Raw genomic sequence first — 20,398 nt, forward strand, 5'->3', positions numbered from 1 at the left:
AACTTAGCATTGGCTTAAAAGTAAGCCGCGCTGTGGTGGCCGTCAATAGCGCCTGAAGTTCACCAACTGCTTCACTGACGACGCTGCGATAGCAAAATCGGTTGTGCTCAGTACAATCGGCTCATGAATCAATCGCGTGAACCCTCGTCGTGCCTGCCGGATGTATTGGCCGGGCCGATTCTGCGCCGCGTGGGCGCGCGTCGGATGGTGCTGTGGCTGGCCACGAGCCGGCCGCTGACGTTGCAGCTGGCGCTGTACCGGGCGGACGACGGCGACCAGCACACGCCCGACGATGTGGTGGATCTGGCCGATCACGCGCGCTCGATCCGGGTGGGCGAACGAGCATGGATCGTGCTGATCGATATCGATTTCGATCGGGCCGGGCTGGCCGATCTGGCCTCCGATCGGGCGATTGGCTACGACCTCAGGTTGGGCCCCGACGGGTATTCGCTCGCCGAGGCCGAGCCGGGTCTGTGCTACGCCGGCGAGCGCCGCCCGCGGTTCGTTCGGCGGCGACGGCTGGATAACGTGCTGCACGGCTCCTGTCGGCGTCCACACCATCCGTCGGCCGACGGCATGGCGCGCGCCGATCGCTGGCTGGGCGAGCGCCGCGGCAACAGCGCCGGCTGGCCGACGGTGATGCTGCTCACCGGGGACCAGATCTATGCCGACGACGTGGCGGGCCCGATGCTGCGGGCCATTCATACGCTGGTGGGCCGGCTGGAACTCTGGCCGGAGCAATTGGCGGGCTCGACGGTCGAGGACAGTGCAGGCTTGTATGCCTGCGAGCGTTGTTATTACCAGCGCGACGAACTGCTGCCCCGAGAAAAATCCAGCCATGCGCTGCGTGAGCGGTTCTTCGGCGGCACCGAAAAGCCGGTATTCACTTCGGCCAGTTCCGGCAACCACCTGATCACCCTCGGCGAAGTGCTGGCGATGTATCTGCTGTGCTGGTCGGATGCCCCGTGGCGGCAGCTTAGCTACACCCCGCCGGACATGACCGCCGAAGAACGTGAGCGCTACGACGAGGAAGCCGGCGTGATCGCCGACTTCGCCGCCGAACTGCCGGCGGTGCGCCGGATCATGGCGAACACCCCCACGGCAATGATCTTCGACGATCACGATATCACCGACGACTGGAACCTCACCGGGCTCTGGATGGACAGCGCCTACGGGCACCCGTTTTCCAAGCGCATCATCGGTAATGCGCTGATCGCCTATCTGCTCTGCCAGGGGTGGGGCAATCGGCCCGAGGCGTTCGAAGGCCGAGTCGATACGGCGCTCAACGACTATGCACGCGCTCCCGGCCCACCGACCCACGACGCCCTGGTCGATACGCTGCTTACATTCCATGACTGGGGGTTCGTACTCGAAACCGATCCGGCGGTGGTGGTGCTGGATACGCGCACCCGCCGCTGGCGCCGGCAGCGGCGCCCGGCACACCCGTCCGGGCTGATGGACTGGGAGGCGCTGTCGGACATGCAGGCCAACTTCATGGGCCGCGACAGCGTGGTCATCGTCTCTGCTGCGCCGATCTTTGGCGTCAAGCTCATCGAGAACGTCCAGCGCGTGTTCACCTGGTTCGGCAAACCGCTGATGGTCGACGCCGAGAACTGGATGGCCCATGCCGGCGCGGCCCATACGCTGCTCAACATCTTCCGTCACCGGGGGACACCACAGAACTTCACGGTGCTGTCCGGAGACGTGCACTATTCGTTCGTCTACGACGTGACGCTGCGCTATGCGCGTCACCGGCAGCGTATCTGGCAGATCGTCAGTTCCGGAATCAAGAATGAATTCCCGCGGACGCTGCTCGACTGGTTCGATCGGCTCAATCGCTGGCTGTATGCGCCATATTCGCCGCTGAACTGGTTCACCAAACGGCGTCGCATGCGGGTCAGCCCGCGACGACCGTCGCCGGCCAGCCACGGCGAGCGCCTGGTCAATGGAGCTGGCATGGGCTTCGTGCGATTCAATTCCGCCGGCCAGCCCACCGAAATCCGCGAACTCGGTGCCGACGATCACGACGTGACGTTTGACGAAACCGACGAGATCGAAACCTGACCGGCGACAGGGAACGCGTTTGCACCGGGGATGTCTTCACACCGGGCGGCCGATGCGATCGCCCGTGTGCATATTTCAACGGAGACAGACATGAGCTCGATCCTCTTTCCCGGCGTCCGCACGGCGATCGTCATGGGGCTCATCGGGGCGGCTGCGCCGGTTCACGCAGCCGATAGCGGGGATTCGGGTCTGGCCGCGCTGGATGCCAACGACGATCATGTAATCAGTCGCCAGGAGGCGGCCAATGGTCAGGTGGCCGCGTTCCGGTCGATCGACGCCGATGGCAACGGCGTGCTCGATCGTGGCGAACTCGCCGCCAGCCGTCCGAGCACGGCCGAGGCCGATGATCGCGCCGTTCGCCGTGCCCGCCAGGCCGCGCTGGACCGATGGTTTGCCAATCTCGATGCCGACGACAGCGGCGATATCTCGCTGGCCGAGTACCAGGCGGCGATGACGCCGTATTTCGACCGCCTGGACGACAACGGCGATGGCGTCATCGACGGCGCCGAACTGCGTGAGGCGTACGGCGAGCCGGACGCCTCGGCCGCGAAGTCGCGCTAGCGGCCCGTCCACGGGCGGCGGTCACCGTCCGTGGACGGGCCGTACATTCAGGCAATACTCGGCGCAGGCGTTTCGCTCGGCCGAAGATTCAGATAGGTCGCCGATCGGCCGTCGAAACGGCGTAGCTCGACCAAGATACCGCGCGCATGGCCCCATCGACGAACCGGTGGATATCCTCGCGGATATCCGGATCGATGAAGCGGGACTGGCTCGCGTCGATGATCAAATCGCCGCCTTCGGGTACGCCGCTCAGATAGCGCCGCAGTTCGTTGCGGTTGAGAAACGACACTTCGGTGTTCAACCGCGGCAGGGCATGTTGCCCGCTCCGGGTGAAGCGCAGCGCCGAACCATAGTTGGCACGTACCAGGAAATAGGTCGCGCAGACCAGCCCGATGAGTACGCCCTGTAACAGATCGGTCGCCAGAATCGCGCCGATCGTCACGATGAATGGCAGGAACCGCTGTCGGCCGAGCCGGTACTGGGCCGCGACCAGTGCCGGCCTGGTCAGCTTGTAGCCGGTGAACAGCAGCACTGCCGCGAGGCTGGCCTATGGTATCCACTCCAGCGCAAAGGCGGCGAACGCGACACTGGCCGTTAGCAGCACGCCACGCAAGAAGCTCGACAGTCGCGTACGACCGCCGGCCTGGACGTTGGCCGAGCTGCGCACGATCACGGCCGTCATCGGCAGGCCGCTGACCATATTGCCGATGCCCTGGGCGCCCAGTTCCCGGTGTGCGGGCATGGTCCGTCCGAGTGGATCCATAGCATCGACGGCCTCCACGCTGAGCAGCGTTTCTAGATTGGAGATCAGGGCGATCGTCGCCGCCACCCGGTAGTTCTCTGGCTGATTCCAGTGACTCCTACCCGGCAGGCGCAAGGCCTGTACGAGAGAGCCCGGGCCGTCCAGGTCCGACAGGGCAATATGCTGTTTGGCGGTCAATGCAAGGCCAGTGTCGGCGCCAGAGGCGAGCGCGCTGACGGCCATACCCAGACCGACGAGGACCAGCGGAGCTGGCACGGCGCGTAACGAAAGCGCTCTCGTAGGCGGCGAGAATCGCCACGCCGATGACGGTCAGCGCGACCGCTAGTGGCGAGATTGCGGCGGCCAGACTGGGCGGATCGAGCAGACTGGCATCGTTGTCTGCGGCATGCCCGAGCGCCAGTGGAATCTGGCTGCCGATCAGCAGCAGGCCGATAGCAGTCAGCATGCCCTTGATGACACCGCTGGGTATGAAGGCGCCGATGCCGCCAAGCCTGAGCAGGCCAAACGCCAGCTGAGCAAGCGCCGGCGATCACGGTCGCGAACAGCGGGCCGCCATAGCCGAACTGGTCGATCGCACCGAGCACGATCACCGTCAGCCCCGCGGCCGGACCGCTCACGCTTGGCTGGGAGCCGCTGGCAACGGATACGGCCGGCCCGCCGACCATGCCGGCAATCAGGCCGAAACAGGGGGCGCGCCGGGGGCGATCGCGATGCCAAGGCATAGAGGAATCGCCACCAAGAACACCACCATGCCGGCGCGCAGATCGCGGCCCAGATAACGCGTATCGAGCAAGGGTTTGGTTGAGAACATCAATAATCTCGCAGCCGGGCCGCAGCGGGCCCATGGTAAGTACGTCAGAAACGTTGATTCAGGCGGCGACGGCCACGGGCGTGCGCACGTCGTCGGCGTGCTCGCAAACGGTTTCGAGCAGGCCGGACACGGTGGTATCGATCAGGCCATGCAGCCGGGGCGGCGACGCGGCCTCGCGAATGACGGATAGCGCTGCGAGCGCCTCTGCCTGGGCCATGACGTTCAGTTGCACCAGACGATCGATACGAGCGGTAAAGGGTTCGATACTTGCCAGTTCCCCGCGATGGGCGTCGTAGAGCGCACGCAGGGGCGTGATATGCGCATCGACAGGCCTCAGCGCGGTCGGCTCGCATGCACAGGCGGCCGCCACGCCGCCACAGCCGGTATGGCCACAGATCACGAGTTGCGGCACGGCGAGCACGGACACTGCGTACTCGAGCACGCTCATGAAGCCGTGTCGTCGCGGGCGGCGAGATTGGCTACATTGCGATGGATGAGCAGATCGGCCGGTGCGGCGTTGCATAGCTGTTCGGGCGGCACGCGGCTATCCGAACAGCCGATCCACAGCGCCTGCGGGGACTGGCGGTGGTTCAGACGGGCAAAGAAATCCGGATCTCGCGCCCGCATTTCGTCCGCCCAGGCCCGGTTTTCCAGAAGCAGCCGGTCACAGAATTGCATGATGATTTGCTTTTGCTGGTCACCAGTGACAACGACTCCTCGTTGTTCGGCGGACCGCCAGGCGGCCTCCCGCAAAAGACCGACGGCCACGAACGACCGTCGGATATCACCATTGCCGACCGATAAAAATCGGCAAGTTCAGCAATTTACACAGCGTCAGCAAAATTCTTCGTGGCTGTGGTGCAGTGAGCGCGAGTATCAGCGGCCGCCATCGGCAGCCCAGGCCTGGGCCAGTGCGTGTGCGCCTTCGGCCAGGCCTGCCATGGCACCGTCTACCGCCCCGGCGAAATTCAGAAACCCGTGGATCATGGTCGGCATACGTCGGGCCCGCGCGGACACGCCTGCCGCTGCGAGTGCGGCGGCGTAGTCTTCGCCTTCGTCGCGCAGGGGGTCGAATCCGCCGGTGATCACCAGCGCTGGGGCCACGCCGGCCAGTGGACCGAAGATCGGCGACACCCGTGGATCGGCATTGTCGAACCCGTCCGGAATATAGTGACCGCGAAACCAATCCATCGAGCTTTTTTCCAGAAGAAAGCCCTCGGCGAAGAGGAGAACCGATTCACGATCGCGGGTGAAATCGACGGCGGGGTAGTACAACAGTTGAAAGCACGGCGCGAGCCTGTCGTCCCGCGTGGCCTGGGCGACCCCGGCCGCAAGGTTGCCACCGGCGCTGTCTCCGCTGACCGCCAAGCGTGCCGGATCGATGGACCATTCAGTGGCCCGTTCGGCGATATCCCGGAACGCGGCGACCGAATCGTCCAGTGCTGTGGGCGCCGGATGCTCGGGGGCCAGGCGATAGTCCACGGAAACCACGACACAGCCGGCGCGCTCGGCCAGTACACGGCAGATTCCGTCGTGTGAATCCAGCGAGCCGAGTACGAACCCGCCACCGTGATAGAACACCAGGCCGGGCGCCGAGTCCCCGCAGCCGCTCGGGCGATAGACACGGGCGGGGATCGTCGTTCCGGCGCCGGCCACCTGGATGTCGGTGGTCGTCACCGGGGAATCGGGCGCGGGCGCGAGTACCCGACACTGGGCATCCATCGTGTGCCGCTCTTCGCCCGGCGTACCGCCGCCCAGCCTGTCCGCACCGCGCAGGCGTTGCAGTTTGAGCAGAAGCTGGGTTTGTATGTCCAGCGTCTGGCCGTCGCGGACCAGCGGCCGACCGGCGAGCACCCGCAGAAGGCCGGCCGGCAGCCGCATCAATCCGCGTGCGAAGCCGCTCTCCACCCGTTGCGAAAACGATTCTCCACCCATGCAAACCCTCGTATTGATCGTCTGAGCATCGGCCGGTCACAACTGACCAGCCTCGTTGTCAGATGAGTCTAGCGGATATATCGAGTGCTTGCCGGGGCTGCGGCCCTGGTCGTTGTCAGTTTCGAAAGCCAGCCTCGAGTTCGTAGAAATCGATAGCCATGCCGGACAACGGCTCACGCAACCGATCGAGTTCAGCTTTCGGGCCGTGGACTTCCATCCGCGTCAGTTCGGCGATCTGCTGGGCCTGTGTGAACAACTCGCCGACATTGTCCAGATGGGCGAGCACGCCGTCCGCGCCGTCATAACCTTCCCGGCAGGTCGCCGTCTGGCCGTCGAAGAGAAAGCCGTAATACAGACAGCCCGGCTCCTTGGCGCTGGCCTCGACGAACCGGCCGACGAGCGCCTTGAACTCGTCCATGCGCTGCTCGGGTACGTTGAAATAAGGGGCGATTGAACAACAGTTGTCGTGGCTCATGTGGGCTCTCGTGGATAGCAGATCGAGCGGCCAGCATAGCCCACCGCAGGACCGGCCTCGCAAGCCGCGAATCACGGCGGGCTATCGATAGCGATCGGTGGCTTCGATCAGAGCCGACCGATTGCTGGCTTCGAATGCCGAATGCCCGGCATCCGGGGTGATGCGCAGGTCCGCTTCCGGCCAGGCGCGATGTAGATCCCAGGCGTTGGCCAGCGGGCAGACGACATCGTAGCGGCCGTGCACGATGGTCGCGGGGATATGCCGGATACGTTCGACCTGACGCAGCAGTTGGTCGTCGTATTCGAAGAACCCGCCGTGAACGAAGTAGTGGCATTCGATCCGGGCAAAGGCCAACGCAAAGCGATCGCCGGCCGTGGTGTCCATATAGCCGCGGTTGGGACGAATGAAACTGGTTGCGCCTTCCCAACTGGCCCAGGCACGCGCGGCGGCCCGCTGGAGCTCTGGGTCGTCGCTGGTCAGCCGGCGGTAATAGGCGCCCATCATGTCGCCACGCTCGACTGCAGGAATGAAATCGCGATAGGCCTCGAAGGCGTCGGGAAAGATTGCGCTGGCGCCTTGCTGGTAGAACCACAGCATTTCTGCTCGACGGAGCATGAAAATGCCGCGTAGCACCAGTTCGGTCACGCGTTCGGGATGGGTCTGTGCATAGGCCAGGGCGAGCGTCGATCCCCAAGAGCCGCCGAAGACCTGCCAGGCTTCGATCTGCAGATCCGCGCGCAGGCGTTCAATGTCTTCGACGAGATCCCAGGTGGTGTTGTCGGTCAGTTCTGCATGCGGGGTGGAACGTCCACAGCCGCGCTGGTCGAACAGCACGATCCGGTAGTGTGCCGGGTCGAAGAAACGGCGACTGGTCGGCCCGGCGCCGCCGCCGGGGCCGCCATGCAAGAACACGACCGGCTTGCCGTGCGGATTGCCGCACTGTTCGTAGTACAGCGTGTGGCGTTCGGATACGGCGAGCATGCCGCTGTCGAAGGGCTCGATCGGCGGGTACAGCGAGCGGTGGTCATCGTTCATGGGCGATCGGCCGGTGCAAAAGCGACAGGCTATCAGCTGCACATACGTCTGCCAGCAGGTTCAGGGCATCAGTCCCCAGGTCAGTGAGGCGGCCAACAGCGAGGCGAGGGTGAGCGCACAAAGTGACAGCCGCCCGCTCCAGACCACGGATACCAGCCGGTTGTCGTAGCCGGTCAGTCGCTGAATGAGCAGGGCGTTTGCGGAATAGGGCGTGCCTGCAATCGTCAGCCCCCAGCCGCAGACCATTGCCACAGCCAGACCCAGCCCGGCATCGGCCGGCCAGAGCTGGCTGGCCAGGCCGCCGATCAGCGTCACGCCGATGATCGGGTTCACCCCCAGCATGCCGCCCCCGAACAACAGCCAGGGAACACTCAAGGCGATCAGGGGCAGCAGCACGCCGGGCAGATCGAAGCCCACCCCGACCCATGTCGAGACGAACCCGCTGACCGCAGAGCCGATGAAAGCCGACCCGCCGATGATGGCCAGTTCGTTGCCGATGTTATCCAGCGCCGGGAACCGCGGACGGCCGGGGGTGGCCAGGATGCCGATGGCCACGATAACAAGACAGCTGGTGGTGACCGCACGCGCATAGGCGATGTCGGTGACCGTGCGCAGCACATAGGTGCCCAGGCAGATCAGGCCGATACACAATGCGAAGAACAGCCAGGCGCGCAATACGCTGAAGCCGTCCAGACGTGTGCGCGGGATATCGGTTGCCGGCTCGGCTTCGCGGAACACCGTGCCGAGCAGTAGATAGGCAGCGGCCAGGGGAAAGGTCAGGCTGATCAGCTGCCAGCCGTGAATACCGGGAACCAGGGTGAGGGTCAGCACGACCGCGATCGACAGCGGCGAACAGAGCGAGGCCGAGCCGAAGCCGCGCAGCACCGCGCGGGCCGCGTTGCGGGTGCCCGGCGAATCACCGTGGGTACGGATCTCGCGTCCGACGAGCGTACCGATGACGCTCACCGAGCCGAAATTCATGGGCACAGCCAGAAACAGGCTGCCGAAGGTAATGCTCAGGTAGCGTGTCAGCGCATGCCCGGCAAACAGATGCTCGGACAGAATCGCCAGATGACGTGAGCGTGAAAGCACCGCGGCAAGCAGCATCACGGTAATCAGCAGCGAGGCCAGGCGCGTGAGTGTCGTGGCGGCCGGCATGAGCGTGGCCGGCTGGAAGACCAGGGTCGCAATGGCGATAACCACTACCAGGCAGATCAGCACCCTCGGAATAGGCTTGAGCGTGCTCCAGGCCAGGCCGATGGCCAGCACCGCGGCGGGCGCACCGATCAATGCGGGTAGCGGCGTGATGCCGATTACGCCCGACAGCACCACGAGATAGGCCAGCGCGCTGCGCGCGCTGGCCTTGCCTGTCGTACCCTGCACGGTGATCGGGCGAGCCGTCTAGCGTGCCGGCAGCAGTTTGGTGCCGGTAACGGCCTGCACGTCGTCGAAGGTGTTGCCTTCGAACAGTTCCACCACGCGAAGGCCCTGGTCGACGACCTCGATCACGGCCAGATCGGTATAGATACGCTTGACCACGCCGGTGCCGGTCAACGGGTAGGTGCACTGGTCCAGAATCTTGGGCTGGCCATCCTTGGTGGTGTGGCGCATCAGCACATAGACCGCCTTGGCGCCGACCGACAGATCCATCGCACCGCCGACGGCCGGCGGATACTTTTCGTTATCGGTCGCCCAGTTGGCCAGGTCGCCGGTGGCCGATACCTGGAAGCCGCCCAGCACCGCGATATCCAGATGGCCGCCGCGCATCATGGCGAACGAGTCGGCCGTATCGAAATAGCAGCCGCCCTTGATCAGGGTGACATACTGCTTGGCGGCGTTGATCAGGTCCGGGTCCTCGGTCCCCGGCGCCGGCGTCGGGCCGACACCGAGAATGCCGTTCTCGCTGTGATAGATCACCTCGCGGCCTTCCGGCACGTAGTTGGCAACCATCACGGGCATGCCGATGCCCAGGTTCACATAGCTGGCATCCGGAATATCCAGTGCCAGTCGTTCGGCCATCTGTGGGGGGGTGAGGCTGTTCACGTAAGGCTCCCTTCCTGGGCGACGACACGGTCGACGAACACGCCGGGCGTGGCCACGCTTTCCGGATCCAGTTCGCCGAGTTCGACGATATGTTCGACTTCGGCGACGGTGACCGTGGCAGCCATGGCCATCACCGGGTTGAAGTTTCGGCCGGCCGAGTTATAAGCCAGGTTTCCCCAGCGGTCGCCCTTGTGGGCCTTGACCAGCGCGAATTCCGCGGCCAGCGGATATTCGAAGACGTAACCGCGCCCGTCGATCTCGCGGGTCTCCTTGCCGTCGGCCATCTTGGTGCCATAGCCGGTCGGTGTGAAGAAGCCGCCCAGACCTGCGCCAGCAGCACGCATGCGTTCGGCGAACGTGCCCTGCGGGATGAGCTCCAGCTCGATGGCATCTTCCTCGAACAGACGTTCGAACCAGATCGAACCCTGCGAGCGCGGGTAACTGCACACCACCTTGGACACCAGGCGATCCCGTAGCAGGGCGGCAATGCCCTGTTCGGCTACGCCGGCATTGTTGGAGATGATGGTCAGATCGTCGGCGCCGTGAACACGCAGCGCCTCGATCAGTTCGAAGGGAATACCCGAACTGCCGAACCCACCGATCATCACTGCGTCGCCGGGTTTGACCCCGGCGATCGCCTCGGCCATGGAGGCCACTCGTTTATCAATCATCGATATTCCTTACGCTCTTGAACACTGTGTCAGGGCGAGACCGGCTGGTCCTCGGCGGCCTGTCGTTCGGCTTTTTCCTCGGCCAGGCGCTGCGAAGCCTTGGAGCCGAGCCGCCCGCCGAGGGCGAAGTCGGCGATATAGATCAGCGCGATGATGGCAAAGCCGATGAGATCGCTGTAGCCCTCGGGATAGATCAACCCGGCGCCGGCGGCCAACACCACGAAGCGCATCGCCATGTTGATCGAGCCGACCCGGTAGAGATAGCCCTCCAGCGCGGCGGCGACCATCCACACGGCGACGACAGCCGTGATCGCCGACGGGACGATATGCCAGATATCGCCCTGCAGGATCAGTGCCGGGTTGGTCACGAACAGGAACGGCAGCACGAACAGCACGCTGCCCAGACGCATGGCGTACAGCCCGGTCCGGGTGGCGTTGGACTTGGCCACGCCCGACGCGGTGATCGCCGCCAATGCCACCGGCGGCGTGATGTAGGACATCATCCCCCAGTAGAGGATGAACAGATGGCTGGCCAGCGGATTGAGCCCGGCCTGGACCAGCGCCGGGGCCAGCAGAATCGACAGGAAGATATAGCAGGCGCTCACTGTCATGCCCATGCCCAGCACGAAGCTGGTCACTGCACCCGCGGCGAGCATCAGCGGGATGCTGCCGTCAGCATAGAGCAGGAGCTCGCGCGAAAACGCACCGGCCACGCCGGTATAGGACAACCCGCCCACGACCAGACCGATGCCGGCCAGAATCGAAACCAGATTGGCCACGCTGCTGGTCAGGTTGAGCAGCAGATATTGCAGCCGGTCCCAGTTGAGCCGGTGGCTCTTCTTGAAGACGGCGATTACCAGCAACACGGCCGTCGCGTAATAGGGCGCATAGGCGTCCAGCCGCATGAAAAGCAGCATGTAGATCAGCATTGCCAGACTGAATAGGTACGGCCAGCCCACCTTGAGCGTGTCCCAGACCTTGGGAATCTCGGATTCCGGCATGCCGATAAGCCCGCGGCGGGCGGCATAGGCATCGACCTGGAACAGCAGGGCCAGATAGAACAGCAGCGCCGGCAAGAACGCCGCAATCATGACCTCGGAGTAGGGAACGCTCAAGAACGAGGCCATGATGAAGGCCACCGCGCCCATGACCGGGGGCATCAGGGTGGCACCGGTCGACGCACAGGCTTCGATCGCCCCTGCGTAATGGGGTGGATAACCCGAGCGTTTCATGGTCGGAATGGTGATCGGGCCGGTGGTCAGGATGTTCGAGATCACGCTGCCCGACAGGCTGCCCAGAATGCCGCTGGACAGGACCGAGACTTTCGCCGGACCACCGCGGCTGCGGCCCATCAGGGCCATGGCGAAATCCATGAAGAAATCGCCGCCGCCGGTCACGGTCAAGGCCGCGCCGAACACCACGAAGCCGATCACCAGATTGGCAACCACCTGCATCGGGATGCCGATGACCGACTCCACACCGAGCACGTGGGCCCGAATGGTCTCACCGAACCCGTACTGGGTGCCCCAGAGAAAGCCGGGCATGTGATCGGCATACAGCGGAAACGTGCCGAACAGCAGCGCGACCATGAGCAGCGGAAAGCCGCCACATCGACGCGTGCCTTCCAGAATCAGTGCGAGCATGACCCCGGAGGCGATGGTGGCTTCGATCGGCGCCGAGAAATCCCAGCCTTCCTGAATGATCTGCAGACCGTGCTGGCCGAGATAGATTGCCGGCACGATGGCAGCGACCGCCAACACCCAGTCATACAGCGGAACGTGCCCCTTGGCGCCGTCCCAGGCCGGGTAATACAGAAAGGTCGCCGCCAGGAATATCCCGATCAGATAGTACAGAAACGAGTTGCCCAACGGCTGAAAGCCGGCCAGGCCCAGAGTGAACGTCTGGTTGATGGTCAGCAGCAGGCCGATGGTGCCCAGTGCCAGTACCGTCCAATAGGACACGCCACGCAGACGGCTGGCGGATTTTTCGGCAGCCAGCGAGATCTCGGTCGCGGATAGGGGTTTCGAAGCCATGATCACGATACTCCGACAGTTTGAAAAAGAGTCGACCGGGCCCGCAGTGGACCCGGCCGACTCACATGCCGCCGATCGCTAGAGCGAGTCGATGGCCTGCTGACGATGCTTGGCCCAGATATCGGCGAAAGCCTCGTCGCTCTTGCCTTCGCCTTCGGCGACGGCGTCTTTCCAGGCAGCCTTGAGTGCGTTCAGACGCGCCAAGCGCTGATCGTTCCAAGCCTGCATTTCATCGGTCCAGATGCCTTTTTCCTTCAGATACTTGATCGCGCCCGGGTGAAAGGGGACGTCAATCGGCGGAGTGCCCGCGCGATCGAGCTTCCAGCGTTTCATCACCGAGGTGCCATCCTTGTACATCGGATAGGCCTGATCGAGTGCCTTGATGAAGTTGTAGACGAAATCGTCATCGGTGTCCGCCTTGACGGTCAGAACCGGATAGCGATACGCCAGTATATCGACCGGATTGTCCTCGCTCAGCCCCGCGCCGATGGTTTCGCGATAAGGCTGGAAGAACGGAGCCACCTTCTTGAGACGGTCCCAGCCGGCCTTATCGTTCGGGTCGACTTCCAGCCAGCGAATGCCACGCGGCGACTCGGCGAGTTCGTAGACCTGACTGGGCGTAGTCGTCGTGCACGATGCGTCCGCCTGATTCTGCGCCAGCGAGCTCATCGCGGCGTTGTAGGTCGGGAACATCACGGGCTCTACGTCGTCGCGGGTCAGGCCGGCGAACGCCAGGAACGCATCGCATTTGACGTTGATCGACGGGTTGCCGGCGACATAAGCGAAACGATGGCCCTTGAGATCCTTGAGCGACTCAATGCCAGCGTCCTTGGCCGTGAATACGCCGAACGACGACGGACGGCCCGCCACGGCGCGCAGGTCCTGCGGCCCCCAGCGGCGCGTGGCGAAATCCGCCGCGCCTTCGGAAGCGAAGAAGGTCTCGGTGGCGAGATAACCCACCTCGGCACGCCCAAGCAGCAAAGGCTGCAGACGGCCGATGGCCGAACCCGACGGCTGGATACGGATACGGGTGCCGTATTTGCGGCCGAAGGCGTCGGCGATCGCCGAGGCTTCTGCATAGCCGGCAGAGCCGACGTCGTAGGACGACCAGGTCATCGAGCGGGGCAGATCCGGCTTGGTCTGGTCGGTGTCGGCCGCATGGGCTGCCGAAAGCGATGACAGCGCGCACGCGGCCACCAGTGCGGAAGCCGTAAGCGGCCGCAGAAAACGTTGCACGATCATGATGGCGTGGAGTCTCCTAAGTTTGGTTTTTCGAGAAGGGGAATTGTAAAAAATTACGACTGTCAGCAGTCGATTGAAAAAGTCCCTATCGAAGGTCCCCGTAATCAGAACGCGTGCAAGCCTAATCCGGCGTCTAACTGGCGTCAACAGGTTTTTCTTTGCGCACAAAACATGTCATATGAATCGCTCCAGCCGCGGCTTTGGGTCGTAAAAATCATGAAAAACACGGGAGTAAATAAACGAAATGATAAGCAGGGCGAATTAAGATTAAATAAATACGAAATCAGCCGGCATGGCTGGTTTCGTATACAGAATACCACCATGCTGAAAGCGCATCCGGCCCCGTTGTCAAAGGCGTTGGCGCCGGTTGAAGCAGCGAAAATTGAAATACAATGGAGTGCCGCTCGAGCCGTGCTCAAAGTGGTACAAACTGCAGCCAAAAAGAGCTGGGGCCGCACGTCGCTGCCATCTGTTTGAAATATGGCGGGGCACGACGCTTTTCGGTGGAACCTTATACCGCTAAGCGAAACGCCATGCCTGACGATTTTCGCTAGGCCGGGCTGCCGTGCGGTCGAGAATTCAATTTTTCGTGCCGCGCTGCAACATGCGGGCCGGGTCGTTGTCCGACTCAGCCTCGTGGGCGCTTATGCGCCATACGGTGTCGCCGACATCGTCGGCCACCAGGACAGCGCCGTCGCGATCCATGGCGACTCCGACGGGGCGGCCGTGGGCGTGGCCATTGGCATCGACGAAGCCGTCCAGAACGACTCGGGGCGGACCGTCCGGATGGCCCTTGGTAAAAGGCACGAACAGTACGCGGTAACCACTGCGGGGCGTTCGGTTCCAGGAGCCATGCTGGCCTACGAACATGCCCGGGCCGAATGAAGCATCCAGCCCCTTGCCTGCGCTATAGGCCAGCCCGAGCGAAGCGGTATGGGCGCCCAGCGCATAATCCGGCACGATCGCCTCGGCGACCCGGGCGGGGTTTGCCGGCTGTACGCGTTCGTCGACGTGGTCGCCGTAGTAGCTGTATGGCCAGCCATAGAATCCACCGTCGACAACTGATGTCATGTAATCCGGCACGAGATCGCCGCCAAGCTCATCGCGTTCGTTGACCACGGTCCACAGTTGCCGACTGCCGTCGGGCTGGGGCACGAACGCCATGCCATTGGGATTGCGCAGGCCGGTGGCGAACAGCCGGTAGGCTCCGGTAACGCGGTCGATCGCCCAGATCGCGGCGCGGCCCTGTTCCACGGCCAGGCCGTTTTCGGCGGCATTACTGTTGGAGCCGACCGTGACATATAGCGTATCGCGGTCGGCGATGACGTTCTTGGTCCAGTGGTGGTTGATCGCTCCGGCCGGCAGCCGGCTCACCAGGGTGGGCGTATCGGTGATCCGCGTCTGCCCGGACTCGTAGGCGTAGACGTCCAGACGGTCGGTATTGGCGACATAGAATCGCTGGTCAACCAGCGCCATGCCGAACGGAGCGTTCAGTCCGGAGAGAAACACGTGACGCTCGTCGGCGACGCCGTCGTCGTCCGTGTCGCGCAGCAGGGTGATGCGATTGGCACTGGCTCCGCCGGCGCCGGCGCGCGCCATGATCTTCTTCCGAACCCAGCCTCGAATGCCCGTGGCGTCTCGGGGGCGCGCCGGCGCATTGGTCTCGGCCACCAGTACATCGCCGTTCGGCAGCACGAAAAGCCAGCGCGGATGGTCCAGATCCGTCGCGAAGGGCGTCACCGACAGCCCGGCGGCAGGCTTGGGCTTTTCGCCGTCGGCCCAGCCTCGTGCCGGCGCGATGTTGACCGTGGGTATCAGCGACGTGCGAGGCTCCGGCAGGATCGGGGTCGGCCCTGTCCCCGCGGCGATGTCCAGCTGAGCCTGGTGGCTGCAGGCGGCCAGCAGCAGCAGGCCGGTCAGCAGGGCTGGGCGACGACAAGACACAACAGCGGGCATGGCGGACGACCGGAGAGGTGACCAGGGCTGGATCATAGCGCAGCCGGACCAGCCGGCGCGCCGCGCCTTGCCTGGACGACGCCTTACTTGGGCTGCATGCGGATAGCGCCGTCGAGCCGGATGGTGCTGCCGTTCAGCATCGGGTTCTCGATGATGTCGCGTGCCATGCGTGCATATTCGTCCGGCTTTCCCAGACGCGACGGAAACGGCACCATCGCGCCGAGCGATTCGCGGACGTCCTCGGGCAGCTCGGCCATCATGGGCGTATCGAACAGCCCCGGGGCGATCGTCATCACGCGAATGCCATGCCGGGCCATCTCTCGGGCAATGGGTAGCGTCATGCCGACGATGCCGCCTTTGGACGCCGAATACGACGCCTGACCGATCTGGCCCTCGAAGGCGGCGACCGACGCGGTATTGATGATCACACCGCGTTCGCCGTTCTTGTCTGCGTCTCCGGCGGCCATCGCCTCGGCTGCCAGACGGATCATGTTGAAGCTGCCGATCAGATTGATCTGGATGACCTTGGCAAAGCGATCCAGGTCGTGCGGGCCGTCGCGCCCCAGCACCTTGCCGGGAATACCGATACCGGCACAGTTGAGCAGCCCGTGCAGGCCGCCCCCGTGTTCACGTGCGGCGGCCACCGCCGCTTGGCCATCTTCGGCGCGGGTGACGTCACAGGGTACGAAGCGGGCCGCGGCCCCCAGCGATTCGGCGGTCTGGCCGCCGGCTTCGGCGTTGACATCGGCGAGTACCACCCGCGCGCCGCCGTCGACCAGCATGCGGGCGCTGGCAGCACCGAGGCCTGAGCCCCCGCCGGTGATCAGGAAACAGCTGTCGTTGAGTTGCATGGATTCTCCCGTTTTTGTCGATGAATCATAACGAGCCGAAATCGGCTCAAGCCGGTACGCCGTCCCATCCGTAGACGGACAGATCGACGCGTTGGCCGCTAAACCGCACGCCTTCCTCGATCAGACGTCGGCGCTGGGTCAACGCCGAAGTACTTTCGCAAGGCAGCGATATCTGGCCGCGCGCATTGATCACGCGGTGCCAGGGCAGACCAGGCGGGCAGCGATGCAGCGCGTAGCCGACCAGACGCGCCTGACCCGCCAGGCCGGCCAGGCGCGCAATCTGGCCGTACGTGGTCACGCGCCCGTACGGAATCGCGGCGACGATCTCGAAGATGGCCTGGTGGCTGGAAGGCTCGGACATCGGAAGTGGCCGGCGGGTAGCCGGCCGTCGTGCTTAAAAGACGGATGGCCCAGCTTTACATTGTCGGACGGCACTGGCAAAAGATTCGTCTGTCTCGTTCTCGTTGGAGTGTGCTGATGTCCGAAGCCTATATCGTGTCTGCCCTGCGTACCGCGGGAGGCCGGCGCAACGGGTTGCTGTCGGGTTGGCATGCGGTGGACCTGGGCGCAGCGCTGATCGACGGACTGGTCGCCCAGACCGGCGTCGATCCGGCAGCCGTGGACGACGTCATTCTCGGTTGTGTCGGCCAGGTCGGGGAACAGGCGGCGAATGTCGCCCGCAATGCAGTGTTGGGCTCGTCGCTGCCCGAATCGGTACCTGGCACGAGTGTCGACCGGCAGTGCGGCTCGTCCCAGCAATGTCTGCACTTCGCCGCGCAGGCGGTGATGTCGAACACCCACGATATCGTCATTGCCGGCGGCGTGGAGAGCATGAGCCGCGTGCCGATGGGCAGCCCGGTGACGCTGGCCAGCCAGGCGAAGCTGGGCACTTACATGAGCCCGAACATCGGCCGCCGCTACCCGGACGTGGCGATGTTCAGCCAGTTTCAGGGCGCCGAAATGGTCGCCGAGAAGTACGATCTGACACGTGATGCGCTCGATGCCTTTGCGCTGGAGAGCCACCGACGTGCCCAGCGTGCGACCGAAGACGGCGCCTTCGCCGCCGAGATTCTGCCGGTCGAGGCAAGAGACGCCGATGCCAATGTCGGCGGCATGCATACGGTCGACGAAGGCATACGGGCCGACGCGACGTTGTCTTCGATCGCCAGCGTTAAACTGCTGGCAGAGGGCGGACGCATCAGTGCCGCAACGGCGAGCCAGATTTGCGACGGGGCCAGTGGCGTGATGGTGGTCAACGAGCGCGGGCTCAAGCTATTGGGCGTGGAGCCGCTGGCACGCATTCATCACATGAGCGTATTGGGGCACGACCCGGTGGTCATGCTCGAGGCGCCGCTGCCGGCCACCGTCAACGCGCTCGACAAGACGGGCCTGGGCATTGACGACATCGATCTGTTCGAGGTCAACGAGGCCTTCGCATCGATCCCGCTGGCATGGCTGGCGGCCACCGGGGCGGATCCGGCCCGCATGAATATCCATGGCGGGGCGATCGCGCTCGGCCATCCGCTGGGTGCTTCGGGAACCAAGCTCATGGCCACGCTCGTGCACGGCCTGCATCGTCACGGCGGCCGTTACGGGCTGCAGACCATGTGCGAAGGCGGCGGCATGGCAAACGTGACGATCATCGAACGGCTGTAGCCGCGGGCGACGACGGCCGCTCGAGCCGAGATCCAATCCCGGGGTTGTGTTCCGACGCCCGGCAGGCCATCGCCGGGCCCGGGGCGCAGGGAAAGTCGCAAGTTGGCCCGGTGCCGTCTGTCTGCGTTTTTTCAGCGCGTGCTGGTAGTCTGGCAGCCCAGACTCTCCAGCCAAGAACCGGCATGAAACAGCTGATGTTGCCCTGTGGTGAGTGCGTACCGGCGCTGGGCCAGGGCACGTGGTATCTCGGCGACGATCCGGACGTGCGCGAGCAGGAGATCGCCGCGCTCCAGGCCGGCATCGATCACGGCATGTCGCTGATCGACACCGCAGAGATGTATGGCAACGGCCGTGCCGAACGACTGGTCGGCCGGGCCATCGCCAACCGACGCGACGAGGTATTCCTGGTGAGCAAGGTCCTGCCGTCGAACGCCGGCCGCGAGGCGGCCCGCGCAGCCTGTGAAGCCAGTCTCGCTCGCCTGGGCACCGATCACCTGGATTTGTATCTGCTGCACTGGCAGGGCGGTGTGCCTTACGCACAGACGATCGAAGCCTTCGAACGACTCCAGGCCGAGGGCAAGATCCGCCACTTCGGGATCAGCAATCTGGATCTGGCGGCCACGCGCGCGTTCGTCGATACGCCCGGCGGGGAGGCGATCCAGGTCAATCAGCTGCTCTACAACCTGGCGCAGCGCGGTATCGAATGGGAGCTGCTGCCGTGGCTTGACGAACGGGGGCTGGCGACCATGGCCTACTCGCCGTTCGACGGGGGCGATCTGATACGCGATCCGGCGTTGAACGCGTTTGCGCGTGCCCGCGACATGACTCCCGGCCAGGCGGCACTGGCGTGGTTGTTGTCCCGTGACCGTGTACTGCCGATTCCGAAATCGGCAAGCCGCGAACGCGTGATCGAGAATGCCCGCGCGCTCGAGATCGAACTGTCTGCCGAGGATCTGGCCGAACTGGATCGCCTATACGCACCGCCAGCCGGCCCGACGTCGCTGCAGATCTACTAGACCCGCTGCGGACCTCGGGCAGACCGTTCATGCCGGAACTCAAGGGCATCGTCGAAACCGTGCTGTACACGTGCGACATGGCCGCGGCGCGGCGATTTTTCGAACAGGTGCTGGGACTGCGCGCGCATACCGCCGATCATCGTTTCACTGCCTATCCGGTGGGTTCGAGCATGCTGCTGATCTTCGCGCGGGGCGAAACCGGTGACACGGTCGTGCTGCCCCGGAACATGGGCACGATTCCGCCTCACGATGGCAGCGGCCGACAGCATGTCGCGCTGGCCGTGGCGGATGACGATCTGCACGCCTGGCAGGCGCAGCTCAAAGCGCACGGCGTGGCCGTCGAAGGGCATACCCGTTGGCCCAAAGGGGCAACGAGCCTTTATTTCCGGGATCCGGACGGTCATCTGCTGGAGCTCGTCAGTCCCGGTATCTGGCCGAATTACTAGGTCCGGCCGGAGGGCGGGCCTGCCGGTGTTTCTGCACTGGGCTCGAGTCCGCCACGAAAGCTCAGGCGACCGATGCCGGGCAGCTTGATGGCCAGCGCGAATGGGTCGATGCCCCAGACCAGGCCGAACAGGTTGAGCTCGAGGCCTTCTTCGCGGGCAAGGGTCACGCCGAGTACGCCGTAGAGTGACAACTGATAGCCGCTACCGCTAGGTACGCGGGCTACAAGGGCGCGGCCGATGAAGTCCTTTCCGATCGCGGTCGATGGCAAAGCCACGTTCAGCGCCGGCACACGCCGGATCAGCCACGCAGTGAACGTGTTGCTGTTGGGCCCGGGCCAGATGCGATAGTCGCGTGCGAACGGGTAAAGCGGGAGTTCGGTCTCGATATCTTCGATGGCCCGTTCGGCGCGGGCGCCGCGCAGATCGGCCAGCACCACGGGCGTGGCTTCGAACCAGCGGCGATCCGGAACGGCCGATACGGAGCTCAGTGCCGGCCGTGCCCAGCCGGTGACTTCGTGCACGGTATAGCCCGTTGCATCCCGGCGCTTAGTCGCCACCCATGTATGTACTGCAAACAGACCGCGCCAGCTGAATGCGCGCGCTGCATAAATCTGAACGACAGCCTCGGGCGTGGTGGCAGCAGCCGGGGCCAGCCCCGCGCTGCTGCGATCGGCCGCATACCAGGCCGAGCCCAAGCGTACGTCGCTGGTGGTCGCCATGAACGCCGGCCCGGCCAGGGTCAGCAATAACAGCAGCGCGAATCCCATGAACCATTTCATGGCAGGCATGATAATCGCCGCAGCGCCCGGCGTATCCAACCAGGCGGCACGCACGGTACGG

The 20,398-nt window shown here is 64.3% G+C and carries 21 protein-coding genes and 2 pseudogenes; 6 read left to right on the plus strand and 17 right to left on the minus strand.

Annotated features, from left to right (window positions below):
• Positions 1-123 precede the first annotated feature (123 nt).
• Complete coding sequence (locus tag T31B1_RS07415; protein ID WP_353248858.1) at positions 124-2,064, plus strand: metallophosphoesterase family protein; 1,941 nt, start codon at positions 124-126, stop codon at positions 2,062-2,064.
• 90 nt (positions 2,065-2,154) lie between these two features.
• Positions 2,155-2,625, plus strand: coding sequence for an EF-hand domain-containing protein (locus tag T31B1_RS07420; RefSeq protein ID WP_353248859.1), 471 nt, complete (start codon positions 2,155-2,157; stop codon positions 2,623-2,625).
• Between the two features lie 88 nt (positions 2,626-2,713).
• On the opposite strand, the gene T31B1_RS07425 is transcribed toward T31B1_RS07420, so the two are convergent.
• The 13 genes and pseudogenes from T31B1_RS07425 to T31B1_RS07485 all read right to left on the minus strand — a co-directional run bounded on the left by T31B1_RS07425 (position 2,714) and on the right by T31B1_RS07485 (position 13,633).
• Entirely contained in the window at positions 2,714-3,157 is a 444-nt protein-coding gene (locus tag T31B1_RS07425) for a SulP family inorganic anion transporter (RefSeq protein ID WP_353248860.1), read from the minus strand.
• A 15-nt stretch (positions 3,158-3,172) separates the two neighbouring features.
• Positions 3,173-3,643: a SulP family inorganic anion transporter gene (locus T31B1_RS07430; protein WP_353248861.1), complete on the minus strand. Its 471-nt coding sequence runs from the start codon at positions 3,641-3,643 to the stop codon at positions 3,173-3,175.
• 91 nt (positions 3,644-3,734) lie between these two features.
• Positions 3,735-3,899, minus strand: a pseudogene (locus T31B1_RS07435) (SulP family inorganic anion transporter); the annotation flags it as partial.
• Positions 3,900-4,061: 162 nt separating this feature from the next.
• Positions 4,062-4,199, minus strand: coding sequence for a hypothetical protein (locus tag T31B1_RS07440; RefSeq protein ID WP_353248862.1), 138 nt, complete (start codon positions 4,197-4,199; stop codon positions 4,062-4,064).
• 58 nt (positions 4,200-4,257) lie between these two features.
• Positions 4,258-4,877 (minus strand): annotated as a pseudogene (locus tag T31B1_RS07445) (carbonic anhydrase).
• 198 nt (positions 4,878-5,075) lie between these two features.
• A complete protein-coding gene (locus T31B1_RS07450; RefSeq protein ID WP_353248863.1) occupies positions 5,076-6,134 on the minus strand; it encodes an alpha/beta hydrolase in 1,059 nt (352 codons plus the stop codon).
• 115 nt (positions 6,135-6,249) lie between these two features.
• Positions 6,250-6,609: a putative quinol monooxygenase gene (locus tag T31B1_RS07455; protein ID WP_353248864.1), complete on the minus strand. Its 360-nt coding sequence runs from the start codon at positions 6,607-6,609 to the stop codon at positions 6,250-6,252.
• Between the two features lie 81 nt (positions 6,610-6,690).
• Positions 6,691-7,644, minus strand: a complete 954-nt coding sequence (gene pip, locus T31B1_RS07460) for a prolyl aminopeptidase (protein WP_353248865.1) — start codon at positions 7,642-7,644, stop codon at positions 6,691-6,693.
• A 60-nt stretch (positions 7,645-7,704) separates the two neighbouring features.
• Positions 7,705-9,027, minus strand: a complete 1,323-nt coding sequence (locus T31B1_RS07465) for a hypothetical protein (protein ID WP_353248866.1) — start codon at positions 9,025-9,027, stop codon at positions 7,705-7,707.
• Positions 9,028-9,045: 18 nt separating this feature from the next.
• Positions 9,046-9,687 (minus strand): 3-oxoacid CoA-transferase subunit B, encoded by a 642-nt coding sequence (locus T31B1_RS07470; RefSeq protein ID WP_353248867.1) that lies wholly within the window; start codon positions 9,685-9,687, stop codon positions 9,046-9,048.
• Positions 9,684-10,358, minus strand: a complete 675-nt coding sequence (locus T31B1_RS07475) for a 3-oxoacid CoA-transferase subunit A (protein ID WP_353248868.1) — start codon at positions 10,356-10,358, stop codon at positions 9,684-9,686. The genes T31B1_RS07470 and T31B1_RS07475 overlap by 4 nt, the downstream gene beginning before the upstream one ends.
• A gap of 29 nt (positions 10,359-10,387) precedes the next feature.
• Positions 10,388-12,391 carry a TRAP transporter permease gene (locus tag T31B1_RS07480; RefSeq protein ID WP_353248869.1) on the minus strand — a complete coding sequence of 668 codons (2,004 nt, stop codon included), beginning with the start codon at positions 12,389-12,391 and terminating at the stop codon, positions 10,388-10,390.
• A 78-nt stretch (positions 12,392-12,469) separates the two neighbouring features.
• Complete coding sequence (locus T31B1_RS07485; protein WP_353248870.1) at positions 12,470-13,633, minus strand: TAXI family TRAP transporter solute-binding subunit; 1,164 nt, start codon at positions 13,631-13,633, stop codon at positions 12,470-12,472.
• Between the two features lie 6 nt (positions 13,634-13,639).
• Here T31B1_RS07485 and T31B1_RS07490 point away from each other — a divergent pair, with 6 nt between their 5' ends.
• Positions 13,640-14,110 (plus strand): hypothetical protein, encoded by a 471-nt coding sequence (locus tag T31B1_RS07490; RefSeq protein WP_353248871.1) that lies wholly within the window; start codon positions 13,640-13,642, stop codon positions 14,108-14,110.
• A 102-nt stretch (positions 14,111-14,212) separates the two neighbouring features.
• Here T31B1_RS07490 and T31B1_RS07495 read toward each other — a convergent pair whose 3' ends face one another.
• From T31B1_RS07495 to T31B1_RS07505, 3 genes are all read right to left on the minus strand, one after another.
• Entirely contained in the window at positions 14,213-15,589 is a 1,377-nt protein-coding gene (locus T31B1_RS07495; RefSeq protein ID WP_353248872.1) for a PQQ-dependent sugar dehydrogenase, read from the minus strand.
• Between the two features lie 83 nt (positions 15,590-15,672).
• On the minus strand, positions 15,673-16,440 hold the full coding sequence (locus tag T31B1_RS07500) for an SDR family NAD(P)-dependent oxidoreductase (protein ID WP_353248873.1): 768 nt from the start codon (positions 16,438-16,440) through the stop codon (positions 15,673-15,675).
• Positions 16,441-16,486: 46 nt separating this feature from the next.
• Positions 16,487-16,801 (minus strand): MGMT family protein, encoded by a 315-nt coding sequence (locus tag T31B1_RS07505; RefSeq protein WP_353248874.1) that lies wholly within the window; start codon positions 16,799-16,801, stop codon positions 16,487-16,489.
• A 116-nt stretch (positions 16,802-16,917) separates the two neighbouring features.
• Between T31B1_RS07505 and T31B1_RS07510 the strand changes: the two genes are divergently transcribed.
• From T31B1_RS07510 to T31B1_RS07520, 3 genes are all read left to right on the plus strand, one after another.
• Entirely contained in the window at positions 16,918-18,096 is a 1,179-nt protein-coding gene (locus T31B1_RS07510) for an acetyl-CoA C-acetyltransferase (protein WP_353248875.1), read from the plus strand.
• 182 nt (positions 18,097-18,278) lie between these two features.
• Positions 18,279-19,112, plus strand: a complete 834-nt coding sequence (locus T31B1_RS07515) for an aldo/keto reductase (protein ID WP_353248876.1) — start codon at positions 18,279-18,281, stop codon at positions 19,110-19,112.
• A gap of 29 nt (positions 19,113-19,141) precedes the next feature.
• Positions 19,142-19,558, plus strand: a complete 417-nt coding sequence (locus T31B1_RS07520; RefSeq protein WP_353248877.1) for a VOC family protein — start codon at positions 19,142-19,144, stop codon at positions 19,556-19,558.
• On the opposite strand, the gene T31B1_RS07525 is transcribed toward T31B1_RS07520, so the two are convergent.
• Complete coding sequence (locus T31B1_RS07525; protein WP_353248878.1) at positions 19,555-20,346, minus strand: DUF3750 domain-containing protein; 792 nt, start codon at positions 20,344-20,346, stop codon at positions 19,555-19,557. The two genes, T31B1_RS07520 and T31B1_RS07525, sit on opposite strands and share 4 nt — an antisense overlap.
• Positions 20,347-20,398: the final 52 nt, after the last annotated feature.

The sequence above is a fragment of the Salinisphaera sp. T31B1 genome (genome assembly GCF_040361275.1).
Classification (GTDB): Bacteria; Pseudomonadota; Gammaproteobacteria; order Nevskiales; family Salinisphaeraceae; genus Salinisphaera.

Bases quoted from the DNA above. Each gene is read 5' to 3' on its own strand.
- T31B1_RS07520 (WP_353248877.1), top strand. From the start codon at position 19,142: ATGCCGGAACTCAAGGGCATCGTCGAAACCGTGCTGTACACGTGCGAC.
- T31B1_RS07485 (WP_353248870.1), bottom strand. From the start codon at position 13,633: ATGATCGTGCAACGTTTTCTGCGGCCGCTTACGGCTTCCGCACTGGTG.
- T31B1_RS07495 (WP_353248872.1), bottom strand. From the start codon at position 15,589: ATGCCCGCTGTTGTGTCTTGTCGTCGCCCAGCCCTGCTGACCGGCCTG.
- T31B1_RS07505 (WP_353248874.1), bottom strand. From the start codon at position 16,801: ATGTCCGAGCCTTCCAGCCACCAGGCCATCTTCGAGATCGTCGCCGCG.
- T31B1_RS07475 (WP_353248868.1), bottom strand. From the start codon at position 10,358: ATGATTGATAAACGAGTGGCCTCCATGGCCGAGGCGATCGCCGGGGTC.
- T31B1_RS07420 (WP_353248859.1), top strand. From the start codon at position 2,155: ATGAGCTCGATCCTCTTTCCCGGCGTCCGCACGGCGATCGTCATGGGG.
- T31B1_RS07515 (WP_353248876.1), top strand. From the start codon at position 18,279: ATGAAACAGCTGATGTTGCCCTGTGGTGAGTGCGTACCGGCGCTGGGC.
- T31B1_RS07455 (WP_353248864.1), bottom strand. From the start codon at position 6,609: ATGAGCCACGACAACTGTTGTTCAATCGCCCCTTATTTCAACGTACCC.
- pip (WP_353248865.1), bottom strand. From the start codon at position 7,644: ATGAACGATGACCACCGCTCGCTGTACCCGCCGATCGAGCCCTTCGAC.
- T31B1_RS07525 (WP_353248878.1), bottom strand. From the start codon at position 20,346: ATGCCTGCCATGAAATGGTTCATGGGATTCGCGCTGCTGTTATTGCTG.
- T31B1_RS07480 (WP_353248869.1), bottom strand. From the start codon at position 12,391: ATGGCTTCGAAACCCCTATCCGCGACCGAGATCTCGCTGGCTGCCGAA.
- T31B1_RS07500 (WP_353248873.1), bottom strand. From the start codon at position 16,440: ATGCAACTCAACGACAGCTGTTTCCTGATCACCGGCGGGGGCTCAGGC.
- T31B1_RS07510 (WP_353248875.1), top strand. From the start codon at position 16,918: ATGTCCGAAGCCTATATCGTGTCTGCCCTGCGTACCGCGGGAGGCCGG.
- T31B1_RS07440 (WP_353248862.1), bottom strand. From the start codon at position 4,199: ATGTTCTCAACCAAACCCTTGCTCGATACGCGTTATCTGGGCCGCGAT.
- T31B1_RS07415 (WP_353248858.1), top strand. From the start codon at position 124: ATGAATCAATCGCGTGAACCCTCGTCGTGCCTGCCGGATGTATTGGCC.
- T31B1_RS07450 (WP_353248863.1), bottom strand. From the start codon at position 6,134: ATGGGTGGAGAATCGTTTTCGCAACGGGTGGAGAGCGGCTTCGCACGC.